This window comes from Pantoea sp. PvP021, from assembly GCF_054056055.1.
This window is the reverse complement of the sequence record NZ_JBSRXX010000010.1, coordinates 36099-50635: the sequence shown is the minus strand read 5'-3', so window position 1 is coordinate 50635 and position 14537 is coordinate 36099. Positions and strand designations below refer to the sequence as shown.

Below are 14537 nucleotides of genomic sequence, written 5' to 3'. Positions count from 1 at the left end.
TACTATAAAGACCTGTTAAGCAGTCCTGGAGGCTCTATGCCAAACATTATTTTAAGCGATACCAGCGCCAGCGTAAGCGAACTGAAGAAAAACCCGATGGCCACGGTTAATGCAGGTGACGGTTATCCTGTCGCCATTCTTAACCGCAACCAGCCTGCATTCTATTGCGTCCCGGCTGAGCTTTATGAACAGATGCTTGATGCCCTTGACGATCAGGAACTGGTTAAGCTGGTCAGTGAACGCAGCGGCCAGCGTCTGCTTGATGTCGATTTGGATGCGCTTTTGTGAGTTATACCGTCAAATTCAGGGAAGAGGCTTTTAAAGAGTGGCAGAAGCTGGACAAATCTCTCCAGCAGCAGTTTGCCAAAAAACTGAAGAAATGTTGTGACAATCCCCATATTCCTTCTGCCAGACTACGTGGGATTAAAGACTGCTATAAAATCAAACTCAGAGCGTCCGGGTTTCGCCTGGTTTATCAGGTAATAGACGACCAGCTGGTGATTGCCGTTGTTGCTGTGGGTAAACGCGAGCGCAGCGATGTTTATCATCTTGCCAGTGAAAGGATGCGGTAGGGAGGGCGGATTTGGCCGTACACACCTATTTTTGACAGGGCTACAAATCTTATCAGGATTTACTACTAATAAGGGTCAGGAGGATGTTGGCATCAAAAACGTATATTGTGTTGGCAGAGATGAAAACGTTAGCTACGGTCTGTTTTGATACGCCGTAAAACCCGAAAAAGCTGGAACACATGACAAATTCCTTCCTGGCTGTGCGATGACTTAGGTGTAATATTATCAATAATTTGTAGGGGAATCTCACGTATGACATCTAATAGTAGTCGGGTCAATGTGGGGAAAACCGGGATCGATAACCGGACCACTTTTTGTTATATCTTGTGGTGTTCCCTGGAGCATTTTAAGGATGAAAAGCAATGATAGTAAGTGAAGATGCCCTGCTGCGCTCAGGCTTTAGCTCCGCAGACCTGCGAAAAGTCAAAAACAACCTGGAAAGTTATGGCGGTTCCCTGGGGGATGCCATTCAGGATCTGTCCAGACGCTTCACAATAGCGCTGACCGTTGTGCTGTGTTGTCTTGCTATCTTTATTTTTTTGCTCTTTGCTGGCTCCAGCGAGACCGTTTTTTCCGGTGGGATTGCGCTGCTCTGCGGTTGTGCGGTTGCCATTTTTGTACAACCGCCTGTGTTGTCTTATAAGTCCTGGCGATACCAGAGAGCGAACAGAAATTAGCGACTCTGCTGATCGGTCGTGAGAAGGTCAAAAACCACTTTCGCTTTGACGCCATAGTCCACGATTTTCATCGTTAATTTTGGTCTGCTCATGGTGTCAACTTTCCGGTAATAATCACGGGGCAACCACCGGAACAGACGCCACGCGCCGGGTTTTCTTGCCAGACCAAAAACACTGTAAACGCTGGCGCTCAGTGTAGCCGCATTGTAAAGTGCCAGTCCTGTGTTCGGGCTGAATCCCATGAACTGCGCAGCCTCTATTACCCCATCTGCAAAAATTCCTTCAGAGTGCGACTCTTTGCCGTAATGGAGATGACTGACTTCCTTCGATATGCCATTTACGCCGTCAATGAACAGCGTGGCACCGGCTAGCATACCGATGGGGATCATGGAAGAGATCATGATCATCCCGCCAAACATGGCAACCCCGGATAAAACGATATGTACCGCAGATATGACGTACCCGACAATTTCGTTATTGTCCCGGACAAACTCCACTTTAGCGATGAGTTTTGCGGTCTGCATCCGTAGCAGGCGATCCTGTTCACGAAGGTTCTCAGTCTCTTCCCGTAGGTTTTTTATACAGGCTATACAGTCTTCGTCGGTCCTGGCCTGACGTGCTGCGGCAAACTGTTTCTCAACGACATCCCTGATCTCCTGAACAAACTGAAGTCGCGTGAGGCTGTCGCGCAGATGAAAGCCTGAAATTACGTTAGCGGCTTCTACCAGCTTTCTCGCTTCCAGATTAACCATTGTTTCGGCCCATGCCCGGTTGCGGCCACCTGAACGCATCATTGAAAGTAGTGCAGCATCCATTTTCACTCTCCCTGTGTAGATTTTACCGTTCCAGAGATAATAAATTATTCTCTCAATGTGTAAACCGTACGACAGGGAGGGAACGAGAAGAAGTGATAATGGAGTATATACAGATGCTGTTTAAGAAAAGAAGAGAGAGCAACAACCCTTCACACTATCGCAAATCATTAATATTTAACATATTTATTATTATGCGCATATTGCTTATGCAGGCAAAGCTAACCTGGCCGCTTCGGGCTACCTGCTGAGTATCCTGATATGACGGCTTCTTGTGCGGAGTTTTTCACGATGAACGAAGTTAACCGGCTTAGAGTTATTCAGGACGTCGTCGACCGGCGGCTGACAACCCATCTCGCTGCTGAGCGTCCAGGTATTTCAGACAGGCACTGTCGTCGCCTGCTTCAGCGCTATTATACAGACGGTCCGCTGGGTATGGCTGACCGCCGCCGTGGCAAGCAAGGCAACTATCAGCTGCCTGCAAGCCTTGCTGAACGCGAGGTTCAGACAGAAGCGGGAAGCCGTGGAGGTCATGTGTGATGAAGCGGGACTGTCGCAACGGCGTGCCTGCAGGCTGGCAGGTCTATCTCTTTCAACCTGCCGTTATTCGGTTCAGCGTCCCGCTGCTGACGCACAGCTGTCTTTACGCATCACAGCGCTGGCACCTGAACGCCGTCGCTTTGTTTACCGGCGCATCTGGCTGTTATTGCGCCGGAAAGGCCTTCACGTCAACCACAAGCGGGTATACCGCATCTATCACCTTAACGGCCTGGGTGTAAAGCGCAGGCGACGCCGTAAGGGGCTGGCGACTGAGCGGCTTCCGATTCTTAACCTGGATGCGCCGAACCTGACATGGTCGATGGATTTTGTCATGAATGCACTTGCCAGCGGCCGCCGGATTAAGTGCCTGATCTGCGTGAATGATCTCACAAAAGAGTGTCTGACGATCACCGCCGCTTTCGGGATGAATGTCTGAATGAGCACTGGTTCAGCGATGTTCTTCATGCCCGGAAAATTATTAATGACTGGCGGCAGGACTATAAAGAGTCAAGACCTCATTCATCGCTGAATTACCAGACTCCAGCTGAATTTGCAGTAGGCTGGAGAAATGGAAAATCAGAAGGTAAACAAACCGACATTAGTAACTGATCGTTGTATCTAATACTGGGGGCAAATCAGTTCTGAAACGCCGAGTGCCCATTAACAGGCCGCCCCCGCCCCGGCCCGGAACAGGAGTGGCTGTAATGGATGGTGTAACTAATCCTCTAAGTTTTACTGTTCATAATGAACAGTAAACCTAAGACCACGGAAATCACGCCCTGTACGTCGCTCTGCGCCGTACAGCCCGCTCACCGGGGCTTCGGGGTTAGATAAACGTTATCATCGCTTTGAGACCGTCTGGCTTAGCAGGAAGGGGTTTGGTCGCGTTACATATCAGTCCGTAACCGCCTACGCCGGGCGTACGGCGCCGTATGACCAATGTCCTGCTCTGACATCATCTGGCGCCTCCATGCCGCTAAGCGGCATACAGAGCACAATATTTATTGTTCTACCAATTATTAAGTAAATTTTCCGTACATGATTTATTAGGAGGACAGACTACAGTGACGCTGACACATAAATCTGGTCATCTGGCCTGGTGCGCTCTGGCAGCCCTTGCACTAGCACGTCAGGAAGGTACCGTTTGCTCTGCTGCTCAGGAAAATCTCTTTCTGACACGCTGGCTGGCAACCGCCCTGAAGCAGCGTCGCTTTTCCCGTGAGGTGGCTCCCGACATTGAGTGGCTGCTAACGCAGGGGCGCCAGTATGGCGTTGCCGCAAAGCTTGCCGGCAAGCTCGACTATCTCTGGCGCTCCTGTACTGGCGAGCTATCTAAGCAGAATGACCTTTTCCGTCTGACATATGCCATGGAGATGGCGAAAGATATGTGCTGGGCTTACCGGCTGTTCAGCGACAGGGAATGGTCGGGAAGGCATGCCTCGGTCCTGAATGCTGCCGTAAACGGAATTTATCTGTCCCGAAGCAGCCTGGATGCTGCATTTGACGATGGTGGCCAGCAGATCGCACCGGTGATAGCGCGACTAACCGGATCCGTGCGGGGGCTGGAAACTCTTCTTAATCGCTGTGGATGGCAGATGGCTATTGATTGGCATTCCGGGCTTTATGTGCTGACGGCAGAAAAATATGAAGTAACGATGGGGCAGTGAGCCCCTGTGCGGCTGTACCTGGCGGATCAGCAGTGCGGCCGGAGAGGCCGCTAAATAGGTCAGTGGCGGATCTGCGCCAGGTCGTCTTCAGTCAGTCCGGTCATTTTCATGACGGTACTACGGTCAAGACCGTTCTGCAGCATGGTTCGGGCAACTTCCAGCTTGCCTTCATTCCGGCCTTCCTGCCTGCCTAACTGGATACCCTTCTGGATGCCATTCTGTTCGAGCTGTTGTGCGATGGTCATAAGTGCGTCTCCGTGTTGCGGCACACGCTGTGCCAGTTCGCGTACAAAACCTTCGGCGTCGGCTGTTTCGCCTGCCTGTACAATATAGTGTACCAGCGATATCACCTGTGATGAAGACAGATAGCCGGCCAGCAGAATGGGCGCCAGCCGGTCAGTCAGTTCTGCCAGGTCCCGCTGATGAATATGTTTCTGCAGCAGGGTCAGGGCGGCCATGCTGCGATGGCCGGCGATTTCATCATCAGGAATGACGGTAACGTCAACCAGTGGGAAAGCGCTGCTGTAGAGTTTGCCTGCCAGCGCCGCATCATCAAACTCATTCAGCCACCGGGTTGAGTAAGGATACGGGCTGCGTTTACCCGTATAGAACAGCACGGGTATCACCAGTGGCAACTTCTTATGGCCCGCCTCAAGGTGGCGCTGCATGGCAGCCACCGCATAACGCATCAGGCGAAAAGCCATGTGTTTATCGGGTGAAGACTGGTGCTCGATGAGCACGTGGACATAACCCTCACCGGCTGTGGTTTTCAGACTGTAGAGCACATCGCTAAAGTACTGCCTCAGGTCATCCTCGACGAACGAGCCGGATTCCAGCTTTAGCGTACTGAGGTCACAGATAGCACGCAGCTCTGCGGGCAAGTGGAGTTCCATAAAATCACGGGCGACATCCGGATGGGTCAGAAACTGCCGGAACGTGGCATCGTGAGGAGTTGGTGTGCGGTTTTTCTTCTTCTTCATCAGTCCCGGCTCTGAAAAATAACCGCTGTATGTTACCACAGGCAAAAAACCGTCTGTATTGATGGTGAACAGATCTGCAATGCCTGCAGGTAGCCGTTCGGATTATTTTTAATTTTTTCGGATTTACTGCTTCATCGTACGATCTCTAATAATCGAAGCATAATCATTCTTCGTCGCACTTTGCAATGCCCGATGAGTAATGGGATCATAAAACACCGTCAATACGGCTGGGAACCGATGTGGCTATTTCTGCTACAATTTACCATAAACTACATTTTGAGCCCGATTTGATAAGTGGATTAGCGTATCTTGTTGCTCTGATGATATTGAGCCCCCTCAAATACTGCCGATAATTCGCAGGGCCAATTGCAACTAATGAGATTTTGTTACGCTTCTCATTTTAACACTGTATGTACTTTTTCGCGAAGTACATAAAACTCTCAGAAGTTATGTCTATTCATAAGTTGTGTCTATATAGTTTATGCGTAATAAATTTCAATTTTGAAGTAAGATAGGAAGCCTTCGCACGCTGTTTTATACTATTAAAGACTATTTCGTGAAAGGAAAAGCAGTGTAGCTCATAGTCAACTTTTACCATATGCCATCATTATTTTAACTGCAAAGACATTATAGAATTCAAAAAAAAGACAACCATTATTCTTTTTTAATTTATTAACCCCAACGACAAAAAACCAATCATGACAGGTGCAGTAGATACCAAAAAAAACCTTTAATTAACCTTTTTGCTATAAAAATAAGTTAACCTCTAAAATTTAAGCATAAAACCCTTCACTTCACCCGCAAAAATTTTAATGAACAGATTGAGATGGTTGGTATTTTTTAAAGATATATAGACCTTGCTTGCTTTTTTATGTCAAGTCAGGTAAAACTATTTTCAATGTTATTAATTTCGGAGCTTCCTAAGCACATTTTTTTGCGTTCGTTCAAACTGAAGTGGAGTGATAGTTATATTTCCATTAATAATAGCAGCTGCTTCAGATCCTGAATCACTTGTCAATATTGAACGAGAAAGTGATATCCAGAAATAGCATTCTGCACGGGGGTCGGTATGAGATGTTATCCTGATATCTTCCAGATTTCCCTTTCCCTGTTCTGTAAAAACTATCTCTCCTAGTTTTTCAGGAGGCACATCAGGAATGTTTATGTTCAGACAACTTCCAGCCCAGGGTTTTCTGAGTACCTGCCGAAGTGCTTTCAGGGCTGCGACCTCCGCGGTATCCCATTTAATTTCATCCCGTTTGCTAAATACCTGACTCAATGCGATAGAGGGAATGTTCAGCAGCATTCCAGTCATCGCAGCACCTACAGTACCGGACAAAACCGATTCAGCTCCAATATTCGCCCCGCGGTTTATGCCTGAAAGCAGCAGATCAGGCGGGTTATTACTCATCAGATAGCGTGTTGCCCATACTACACAATCTCCGGGCGTACCGGAAATGGCATAACAACGCGTTTCTGTCTGGTGTACCCGAAGAGGTTCGTGAAGACTCAGCGAATGTGAAGTTCCGCTCTGGTCATATGCGGGTGCCACGATCCAAACTTCATGAGCTAACTGTTCCGCTACGCGTCTAAGTACTGCCATTCCCGGTGCGTTAATTCCATCGTCATTTGTCAGCAAAATACGATCATACATAAGGGGTATTTCATCCATGGTTATTCCTTAATTGTGTTTATTGCTCATCCTATACATTCCTAGTATTGCGGTTCTCTCCCTGAAGACAGGACTCAGCTGGGACATTCTTCACGAGTAAAAAGACTTTCCTGAGCGGCAGGCATTATCACCTGTCCTTCAAACGCACGTGCAAAATTAAGCAGATTTTTATCATCAAACGGCGCGCCAACCATCTGTATGCCCAGTGGTAAGCCTTTAGCAGAAAGACCAATGGGAAGATTAATAGCCGGGTTCCCGCAGACATTGAAAGGTATTGTTCGGCCGGGCACTACGCCAGGATCAGGGGGCCAATCCGCCCCGAATTCTGTAAACGTTGGGGCAGCTCGTAATGAAGAGGGGAAAAGTAGCAATGTATAATCTGAAAAGATTCTGTTGTTAATCCAGCCGGTTAGTTCTGCCCTGATCTGCTGAGCTACTATCAGTTCCGCTGCTGAAACAGCGGCCCCAGCAATGAGTCGCTGATATGTGTATCTGCCATATTCTCGGGCCCGGCCTCTTAACATATCCTGGTGTATAGTAAATGACTCTGCGCTCATGAGCACCCTCCCACAGGCATTGAATAGCGCATAATGTTCAAAGTTAATTTCTTCAACAATAGCCCCACGAGCACGTAACGTTGCAACATGCATGTCCATTAATTCAATTAGATCTGAATCTGTATATGACGATTCAGTCAACATATGGCGCGGCCAAGCTATTCTAACGCCTGAAAGCTCAGCAGGCTCTTCACTGGTAAACGTAAAAGCCTGACAAACCGTGGTTGGATCTCGATCATCTTGGCCGGCAATAACGTCCATTACCAGAGCGGCATCTGCTGCAAATCGTGTTAATGGACCACAGTGATCGAGTGACCAAGACAGCGGGTATACGCCTGCCCGAGAAACAAGCCCATAGGTCGGTTTAAACCCCACTACGCCGCAAAGGCAAGCGGGACCACGGATAGAACCACTCGTATCTGACCCCAGTGCGACAGGGCAAAGCCCAGCTGCGATTGCAGCGCCCGCACCAGATGATGAGGCTCCGGTAAAATGAGCGAGATGCCAAGGATTACGGGCGGGAGGAAAAGGAAGGTCAAATCCAGGTCCACCAAGAGCAAACTCGTGTGTGGCTAGTTTCCCCAAGTAAATTGCGCCACCATTCTTCATAAGCTGATGCACAGATGCGTTGGTAAGTGCGATATTATCTCGCATCAGATACGAATGGCATGTTGTTGCCGTACCTGCCACATCGAAAATATCTTTCAGCGCATAAGGAATACCATGAAGCGGCCCCCGACTCACTCCCAAAGCGAGCTCCCGGTCGGCTTGTTCAGCTGCCACACGTGCCTGTATTGGATCGAAGTGGATAAAGGCATGCACATGTGGATTGAAGCGTGCGATTCGATTCAGGAAGTATTCAGTAAGCTGTGAAGCGCTTATCATACCGCTTCTCAAGCGGCGGCCCAACTCGGATACAGGCAGAAGGTGCAAGGGTTCATTCATGATCTTTCCTGTATTTTGAAAGATTGGCGCTAAGGTTAAATCCGTTTGCGGGCTCCTCGCATGGGCGTCTGTGAGCATTTAATAAGGCTACTGCGGTTCGTATTTCACGTGTACAAGCCAAAGCACCACTGAAATATTCTTTGGGTATCTCAAGGCCAGTACGTCGCATCTCCTCCCGAAAGTTTTCATCTGTAAAAAGAGAAAGAGATTCTTTCATTTATTTTCCTCTGATGCCAGGTAATTGTGAGAAAGCATTTCCTTAAATAGATCCTTTAGATCATCATCTTCAGGAAGACCTAAATTATTGCAAATATCGTTAAAAACAAGCTCCCAGGGACCAGTGCAGCCGACAATCAGACAATTATGTAACAAGGCGAGATAAAATTTGTTATGGCGCACCCGATGCTGAAAAGGCATGCGAATCTTATTAGGCAGCGATTCGATAAAATCACGCAAATTAAGGGGGCCAGACCATTCTGGTACCGTACTAACCCCTGTTGAGGGAAAATCAGATCTAAGGGAGAGTTGTTCATGAGAATAGTTCTGCAATTTAAGGATTAAAGGAACTACAACGGCAAGGGTGCGCTTAAGCTCCAATGGAGAAACTTTGTCAGTTGTATCTGCCGCAGTATGGTTGAAACGATCGTTAATGTGCCCAATCTGAATTGCAGGGGCATTCCTGTGAGTATCATGATGATTCATAAAGAGGGCGTGGTCGGAAAAACCTAGAAATGACGTAAACATCCAGTTTCCACCTTCTGAACATGTATGGACAAATACCTCAGATGCTAATGCTTCACAAATATTCACCAGCGTCTCGTCAAATGACACTGGCGGACGTTCAATGCAAAAAGGCGATTCGCAAAGCTCCTGATCTTCGCCCACCATATCAAGATTGATAACCGCAAGAGGGGCAGGTTTGTGACGCATCTCGTGCTGCAATGCAGCAACTCCGGTAAATTCCGGACCTGAGACAAGTCTGAGTGTATAACGAAGCGGCGAAATAAGGTTTGCTTCCTGCCATTGGTTGATTAATCTGGCGGCTTCAATCATTACGCTAACCCCGGAAGCGTTATCATTGGCACCTGCACGAGCATGGCAAAGGTGAGCGGTGACCCATATTTCATGCTGTGATTCTATTCCCGGCAAACAGGCAGAGAACACGGGCATATCCTCTGTCGTATCAATAACAATATCAATTTCTACAATGTCAGAGGATGAAATAGCCGTCAGTAAGTGTGACTGTTCATTCGGCAGCAAACTGAACGCAAAAAGGGGCGATCCCGGTGCGAGCTCTATACGTCCCCGATAGAAACAGTCTTTATATTCGTCATAACGAGCAAATGCATCAGTGACAAAACCTGCCGCACCGCGTGTACTCAGGTCATGTTCCCAATTTCGTAAAAAAAAATCGGCTGCTGGAATCACCACCACATCTCGGGCAGTCAAAATATTTTTGTCGTGACTGCATAAACGAAATTGTTTGCCACAAGCCGCATGTGAGTATGTCGCCAGTGCAAAAGGTAGTGCTACGTGATCAATAACGAATGCAGGGCTGCCCTGCATGGTCATCCTGGCGCGCAGGGGAGTCCAGGAAAGAGGCGCGCGAAAACTCCACCATTGCGGCTGGTTGTCCGCCTTGAATTGATGAATCTCTACTAACGGCACGTTTGCCTTGCGTGCCGCACTCGCAATGACTTCTGCGGCTTTCTGAATTCCCGCTGATGCTTGGTAACGGTCATAAAGAGAAAACCTATCCACTATCATCATCATATGAGTGACTGAACACTGATCGAACGTTTGAAGGATTAAGGGGTCAATTTTCAAAATCCACCCCCAGGCGACGTGAAAACTCAACCATGCGGTCCTCCGCTAAAGGAACGCTCATGCGAATCAGCGTGCTTCGCTCATTCAGTGATCGATAAAAGAGATGATTTTTAGTACGTATACCGGCCTTATCGAACCGCTCTCTCAGTTCCTCATCAATAAAAAAATAAGGTAAAGCGGCACTGGCAGGAGTCACCCCTTTGGCAGATAACATTGCGAGGACGTGAGTTTTACTTAACATAATCTGACTCCGCAGACGGCGTGTCGTGTCTCCACAGCCCAAAAGCGCTGCAACCATTGATAACGTTAAAGGCGGATTGAGCATTGGAGGTACGACCCGGCGGATGTTTTTTTCCAGATTAGACGAGCTCATACAAAAACCGACCCGAAGTCCTCCCAGCCCCCATGCCTTTGAGACGCCTCGAAGAACAATCAGATTAGAGAATGTATTCAGCAGTGAAGCACTACTAAAGCTCGGTGCATGGTAGTTAGCGTTGGACTCATCAATAAGCAGCAGAATGCCCCTTTGCTCCAGCATTCCGCAAAATAGCCTTAGAGACGCTAGATCATCAAATATTCCAGCAAGCAATGCTGGCCGTTCAAGATAAACCATACTGGCATGCTGGCGGCTGGCTGTGTGGCACATTTCATCTAGCTGGCCATCAGGTAACCAGCAGATGTTACTTTTGGCTTGTGTTAACCACCATATAAAATCAGGATAAATATCGCCATATACCGCCACGTTACACGCTTCCGGAAGGGTAGCTAACGAAGCAAGTAGAGAGTTGACACCCGCGCCGCAGGACAGCGAAAAGTCAGTATCCGGCAGGGAGAAGTAGTGTCGTAATATTGAACGCAAGCGTTGCTCACCCCATGGGTCGTTCACAGGGTAGTGGTAAATATCTCTGAGATTACTTAGCTCCTGAGTAAGACATGAGGAAAGGAGTAGAGCAATCGACGGTTCAATGAGGTCTCGCTCATCTTGGGTCCATGCAAGGTTTAAATGATCGGATGTATCTTCAAGCTTTGCGATATTTTGATAGGTCTCGATAGCTCTGGTTAACATACTGACTCCCATAGCGCACAGGGAACGTTGAGCTCCTGAGGCAATAATGAGCCGTGATCGTATCGATAGCCTTCCGGAGTAATAAATGTCTCCCCCCTTGCAATAACCAGAAGATTACCGATGGCATCAAAACCAGTCAGCTTAAGCATAGTCTCAGCGGATACGATGTCAGCAATATTGCCCAAAGCGCAATGAAGCGCCTGTTCTAAAGATGTAAAATTCGTCGGATCGGTATAGAACCAGCGTGTTCTGCCTGCCCCTCCCATGGGACAAGAATATTTCTCGCTGAGGTCGTTCAGAATCCTTGCTACGCTTTCATCATGACGCGTGGGGACTAAACCATGATCAGCATGCGCTATAACATCCACCTGCTGCAGGGTTAGCCGATGAGCCAACTTTTCAAGTTTAATAAGAAAATCAGCAACTAAGCCATCATATCCATAATGATGTATATATTGATCGAGATCGATAAAACACCATATCAAAGTAGGGAAACTCTGGCTCAGCGCCCGCTCAATAGCCTTTTCCACAGCGGCTATAAGTATCGCGGATGAAGGAAGAGGAGATTGGGTGAAGAAGGGAGTATGATCAACGTTGACCGCCCCCGTCAGCAGAGCCCGCGTCCAGGCCCCGGCGACGGGAAGCAGATCGCCTGCTATGGCCTGAGGCAGGTAGCCAAAATATGCAGCGTCTGTAAAAATATTCGCTTCAGGTTGTATAACTCCTGCGCCCTGATAATCATATATATTTATCAATGCAGAATTATCAGTGCGAGGCCTGTATACCACCCCAGCAACACCATGTTCGTCAACCCGTCTGCCAGTCAGGCTGGATAACCAGCATGTGGATGATGTCGGTGGAAAAACGGCCTGCCAGCAGGCTATTTTCGCCGATGGCCAGAGCTGTTCAGCCAGATTGTAATGAATACCATCGACAGCAAAAATAACCAGATTTCGCTTCTTGCCCTGTCGCTGAAGCATACGTTGCTGTATCCAGTGACGAAACTGCGTTATGTTTCCTGAGGTGGGAGGGAGCGCTAACTTCATTTTTCCACCTCTTCTGTGGCAACCGGCAGTACAGCGTGCGTAACAGCCCGTAGCTTATTAACCACTTCAACTGCCCAATGGTGCATATTGCTGAGCACCGCGCTGTTCGCTGACGGACGTGCAGCCGTATTCTGAAAAAAGCAGACTCCTTCTGCAGGTGAGCCTAAAAAAGTTAGGCGATCATCTGCGCTCCCGTCATGCTTCAACGGATGAAAGCCGGACGTGACCTTAACGGCACCGGGAACATAATAGTCAGTTTCAGAACGCCGGTTTTCCCACAACGTAATAATTTTGTTTGCCAGCATATTGGGATAAAGCGGATTTACCTGATAACGCGCATCAAAAGGATGTACCCGTGCACAAACCAAGTGGTCAATACGCTGCTTCCTGCCCCTATAACGCAAGGTAAATGTTTTACCCGCAACATGACTGCTTATTCTGACTGACCCAGGCAAGCGGACGATCCCCTGACGCACAAGCGCTTCCAGCTTTTCCATAGCCTCAATGCCGGCACCATTTGAAAGGCGGTTATAATGCGGTAGCCACTGCTGGATAAAGTTTTTCTGCGATGTTGGCGTCAGCCCCCCAAAGTCACAGGCAGCTGAGAATACGGTGCGTAAATCACGCCAGACACTATCGCAACATGCCTTAAGCGGATTGCGAATGTTGCCCTGCCGCGCCGCATCAAGGTCTCTGCTTAGCCAAATCTGAATTTGCTGTTTTCTTTCACGGGGTGAGTTTGGGAACGCATTAGCAAAGGGATAAAAAATGCTATACCAGTCAAACTTATGAGCAGTTATACGTAAGGCGTGCTGCCATTTTACTTTTTCACGTCCCAGTGCACGAAGACGAAAGGGGGCAAGCGATTTATCAACAATCTCATCGGTAAGCGTACGATAAATATGGCTGGCAGCGTCTGCATCCTCCGCGGAGGTATTGTCACCATCACCACGCACTGCACAAAGACGTTCAACCAGCTCATCAAAACCTCGCTGCAAAGGAGCGAGTAAGTACGCAATATCTGGTTTCCCCCGATGTGTTTGCGCGGATAAATAGGCGTTATAAACTGCATTGGTAGCGGAAAATTGACGCGAAATCCATTGTTCACCCAGTAACGTACGATAGTAGACCCACGCCATCTCAAGTACGATAAGCGGAAATATATCCCGCTCAAAATCCAGCTGCTGCTGCAGCCTTCCGTACAGGGCAGGGCGCAATCTGCCGCAGTTCTGTCGTAATAAAGAGACGGCGCTGACAGTAAAAAATACGGCACGGTGGAACTGTTCAGGATGAAGCTTTTCGTTCTTGGGGCGTGTAGCATAGATTTTTCCACTGCGACTTAATGCGAAAATTGCGCGTGGTTCTTTACCGTTCGGTTGATAATTCAACTTTCCGGATTTTTTTCGAATGAACGTTCCACCCCGAGCTTCGGTAAGAAAAAGACAGATATCAATCGCAGTCAGGCCCATGCCAATTAATGCAATGCTGTCTCGTGCCGCAACCTGACATTCAGTTAATTTCTTCTCCAGGGGGTAAGCCCAAGAGATGTAATTAAAGTTCCGAGCAAAACGAAACTCATTACTTTTAGCGACCGGTCGGCAAGGCGTGTGTCCTGTAATGAATAAAATATGGTGAGCAAAGAGCCCACCTTGCCGCTGCGGCGTAGACATAGTAAAACCGATGCCTTCATGAACAATACCTGTTATCTCTTCGTTATGAGCGATAACACATACACCTTTAATCAGCCGGAGTTCAGATGCATAACGCTCAAAAAATGCACGCAATGCCATACCATGCAAATACCTACGGGGCACATCCTGAGCCTGCAGGTTAAAGATGTTATTGCCCGAATGTCGCCATTGCATCTGGCACCATTCAAGAAAAGGCATGCGGAGTGCTGTAGGAAGCAGACTGGTGGATGCAGCCGCTACGGATTCATCTGCTGCAAATGCGATCTGGTCAGCTGTGCGGTTGAGGTAACTTACAGGGTTCTGACAGTCACTATGTGCAACGCCTGCCCCAAAGCGGCCACTTGCTTCAAAAACATGGATTTCAACACGCCCATGTAGCTCAGCACTTCTGAGCTGGGCAAGCAGTCGTTCAAGCGCATAGACCGAGCGTGGGCCTCCGCCAACGATTGCAATAACCGTTTTCTCAACCGCAGTTGTCATAGGTT

General features: G+C 48.3%; 13 protein-coding genes and 2 pseudogenes. 6 read left to right on the top strand and 9 right to left on the bottom strand.

Translation table 11 applies throughout. From position 1 onward, the window contains the following. The first annotated feature begins 36 nt into the window (after nt 1-36). The 3 genes from ACVKSX_RS20285 (at nt 37) to ACVKSX_RS20275 (ending at nt 1249) form a co-directional block, all read left to right on the top strand. Nucleotides 37-288 carry a type II toxin-antitoxin system Phd/YefM family antitoxin gene (locus tag ACVKSX_RS20285; protein WP_039387444.1) on the top strand — a complete coding sequence of 84 codons (252 nt, stop codon included), beginning with the start codon at nt 37-39 and terminating at the stop codon, nt 286-288. Continuing rightward, a complete protein-coding gene (locus ACVKSX_RS20280) occupies nt 285-572 on the top strand; it encodes a type II toxin-antitoxin system RelE family toxin (protein WP_010257115.1) in 288 nt (95 codons plus the stop codon). Before ACVKSX_RS20285 ends, ACVKSX_RS20280 begins: the two co-directional genes overlap by 4 nt. Nucleotides 573-934: 362 nt before the next feature. Beyond that, nucleotides 935-1249 carry a hypothetical protein gene (locus ACVKSX_RS20275; protein ID WP_033759977.1) on the top strand — a complete coding sequence of 105 codons (315 nt, stop codon included), beginning with the start codon at nt 935-937 and terminating at the stop codon, nt 1247-1249. Here ACVKSX_RS20275 and ACVKSX_RS20270 read toward each other — a convergent pair. Then, nucleotides 1246-2064, bottom strand: coding sequence for a DUF4225 domain-containing protein (locus ACVKSX_RS20270; RefSeq protein ID WP_354439371.1), 819 nt, complete (start codon nt 2062-2064; stop codon nt 1246-1248). The genes ACVKSX_RS20275 and ACVKSX_RS20270 overlap by 4 nt on opposite strands. 258 nt (nt 2065-2322) lie before the next feature. On the opposite strand from ACVKSX_RS20270, the pseudogene ACVKSX_RS20265 reads away from it, so the two are divergent. From ACVKSX_RS20265 to ACVKSX_RS20255, 3 genes and pseudogenes are all read left to right on the top strand, one after another. Beyond that, nucleotides 2323-2553, top strand: a pseudogene (locus tag ACVKSX_RS20265) (helix-turn-helix domain-containing protein); the annotation flags it as partial. A gap of 16 nt (nt 2554-2569) precedes the next feature. Next, nucleotides 2570-3210: pseudogene (locus ACVKSX_RS20260) on the top strand (integrase core domain-containing protein); the annotation flags it as partial. 455 nt (nt 3211-3665) lie between these two features. Then, a complete protein-coding gene (locus ACVKSX_RS20255; RefSeq protein ID WP_354439401.1) occupies nt 3666-4268 on the top strand; it encodes a DUF2913 family protein in 603 nt (200 codons plus the stop codon). Nucleotides 4269-4327: 59 nt separating this feature from the next. Here ACVKSX_RS20255 and ACVKSX_RS20250 read toward each other — a convergent pair whose 3' ends face one another. The 8 genes from ACVKSX_RS20250 to ACVKSX_RS20215 all read right to left on the bottom strand — a co-directional run bounded on the left by ACVKSX_RS20250 (nt 4328) and on the right by ACVKSX_RS20215 (nt 14532). Further along, complete coding sequence (locus ACVKSX_RS20250) at nt 4328-5248, bottom strand: Rpn family recombination-promoting nuclease/putative transposase (RefSeq protein WP_354439373.1); 921 nt, start codon at nt 5246-5248, stop codon at nt 4328-4330. A gap of 904 nt (nt 5249-6152) precedes the next feature. Then, nucleotides 6153-6920: a 5'/3'-nucleotidase SurE gene (gene surE, locus ACVKSX_RS20245; RefSeq protein WP_132499702.1), complete on the bottom strand. Its 768-nt coding sequence runs from the start codon at nt 6918-6920 to the stop codon at nt 6153-6155. A gap of 74 nt (nt 6921-6994) precedes the next feature. After that, nucleotides 6995-8422, bottom strand: a complete 1428-nt coding sequence (locus ACVKSX_RS20240) for an amidase (RefSeq protein ID WP_161973540.1) — start codon at nt 8420-8422, stop codon at nt 6995-6997. Continuing rightward, nucleotides 8415-8639, bottom strand: a complete 225-nt coding sequence (locus ACVKSX_RS20235) for a hypothetical protein (protein WP_161973541.1) — start codon at nt 8637-8639, stop codon at nt 8415-8417. The genes ACVKSX_RS20240 and ACVKSX_RS20235 overlap by 8 nt, the downstream gene beginning before the upstream one ends. Next, the gene (locus tag ACVKSX_RS20230; protein ID WP_163763577.1) at nt 8636-10249 is read right to left on the bottom strand and encodes a DUF4910 domain-containing protein; all 1614 of its coding nucleotides are present in this window, start codon (nt 10247-10249) and stop codon (nt 8636-8638) included. The genes ACVKSX_RS20235 and ACVKSX_RS20230 overlap by 4 nt, the downstream gene beginning before the upstream one ends. Beyond that, complete coding sequence (locus tag ACVKSX_RS20225) at nt 10239-11315, bottom strand: aminotransferase class I/II-fold pyridoxal phosphate-dependent enzyme (protein WP_161973543.1); 1077 nt, start codon at nt 11313-11315, stop codon at nt 10239-10241. Before ACVKSX_RS20225 ends, ACVKSX_RS20230 begins: the two co-directional genes overlap by 11 nt. Continuing rightward, nucleotides 11309-12361 carry an alkaline phosphatase family protein gene (locus tag ACVKSX_RS20220; RefSeq protein WP_132499706.1) on the bottom strand — a complete coding sequence of 351 codons (1053 nt, stop codon included), beginning with the start codon at nt 12359-12361 and terminating at the stop codon, nt 11309-11311. The genes ACVKSX_RS20225 and ACVKSX_RS20220 overlap by 7 nt, the downstream gene beginning before the upstream one ends. Continuing rightward, complete coding sequence (locus ACVKSX_RS20215) at nt 12358-14532, bottom strand: FAD/NAD(P)-binding protein (protein ID WP_132499707.1); 2175 nt, start codon at nt 14530-14532, stop codon at nt 12358-12360. The genes ACVKSX_RS20220 and ACVKSX_RS20215 overlap by 4 nt, the downstream gene beginning before the upstream one ends. Nucleotides 14533-14537 lie beyond the last annotated feature (5 nt).

Bases quoted from the DNA above. Each gene is read 5' to 3' on its own strand.
- ACVKSX_RS20270 (WP_354439371.1), bottom strand. From the start codon at position 2,064: ATGGATGCTGCACTACTTTCAATGATGCGTTCAGGTGGCCGCAACCGG.
- ACVKSX_RS20250 (WP_354439373.1), bottom strand. From the start codon at position 5,248: ATGAAGAAGAAGAAAAACCGCACACCAACTCCTCACGATGCCACGTTC.
- ACVKSX_RS20240 (WP_161973540.1), bottom strand. From the start codon at position 8,422: ATGAATGAACCCTTGCACCTTCTGCCTGTATCCGAGTTGGGCCGCCGC.
- ACVKSX_RS20215 (WP_132499707.1), bottom strand. From the start codon at position 14,532: ATGACAACTGCGGTTGAGAAAACGGTTATTGCAATCGTTGGCGGAGGC.
- ACVKSX_RS20285 (WP_039387444.1), top strand. From the start codon at position 37: ATGCCAAACATTATTTTAAGCGATACCAGCGCCAGCGTAAGCGAACTG.
- ACVKSX_RS20225 (WP_161973543.1), bottom strand. From the start codon at position 11,315: ATGTTAACCAGAGCTATCGAGACCTATCAAAATATCGCAAAGCTTGAA.
- ACVKSX_RS20275 (WP_033759977.1), top strand. From the start codon at position 935: ATGATAGTAAGTGAAGATGCCCTGCTGCGCTCAGGCTTTAGCTCCGCA.
- ACVKSX_RS20220 (WP_132499706.1), bottom strand. From the start codon at position 12,361: ATGAAGTTAGCGCTCCCTCCCACCTCAGGAAACATAACGCAGTTTCGT.
- ACVKSX_RS20235 (WP_161973541.1), bottom strand. From the start codon at position 8,639: ATGAAAGAATCTCTTTCTCTTTTTACAGATGAAAACTTTCGGGAGGAG.
- surE (WP_132499702.1), bottom strand. From the start codon at position 6,920: ATGGATGAAATACCCCTTATGTATGATCGTATTTTGCTGACAAATGAC.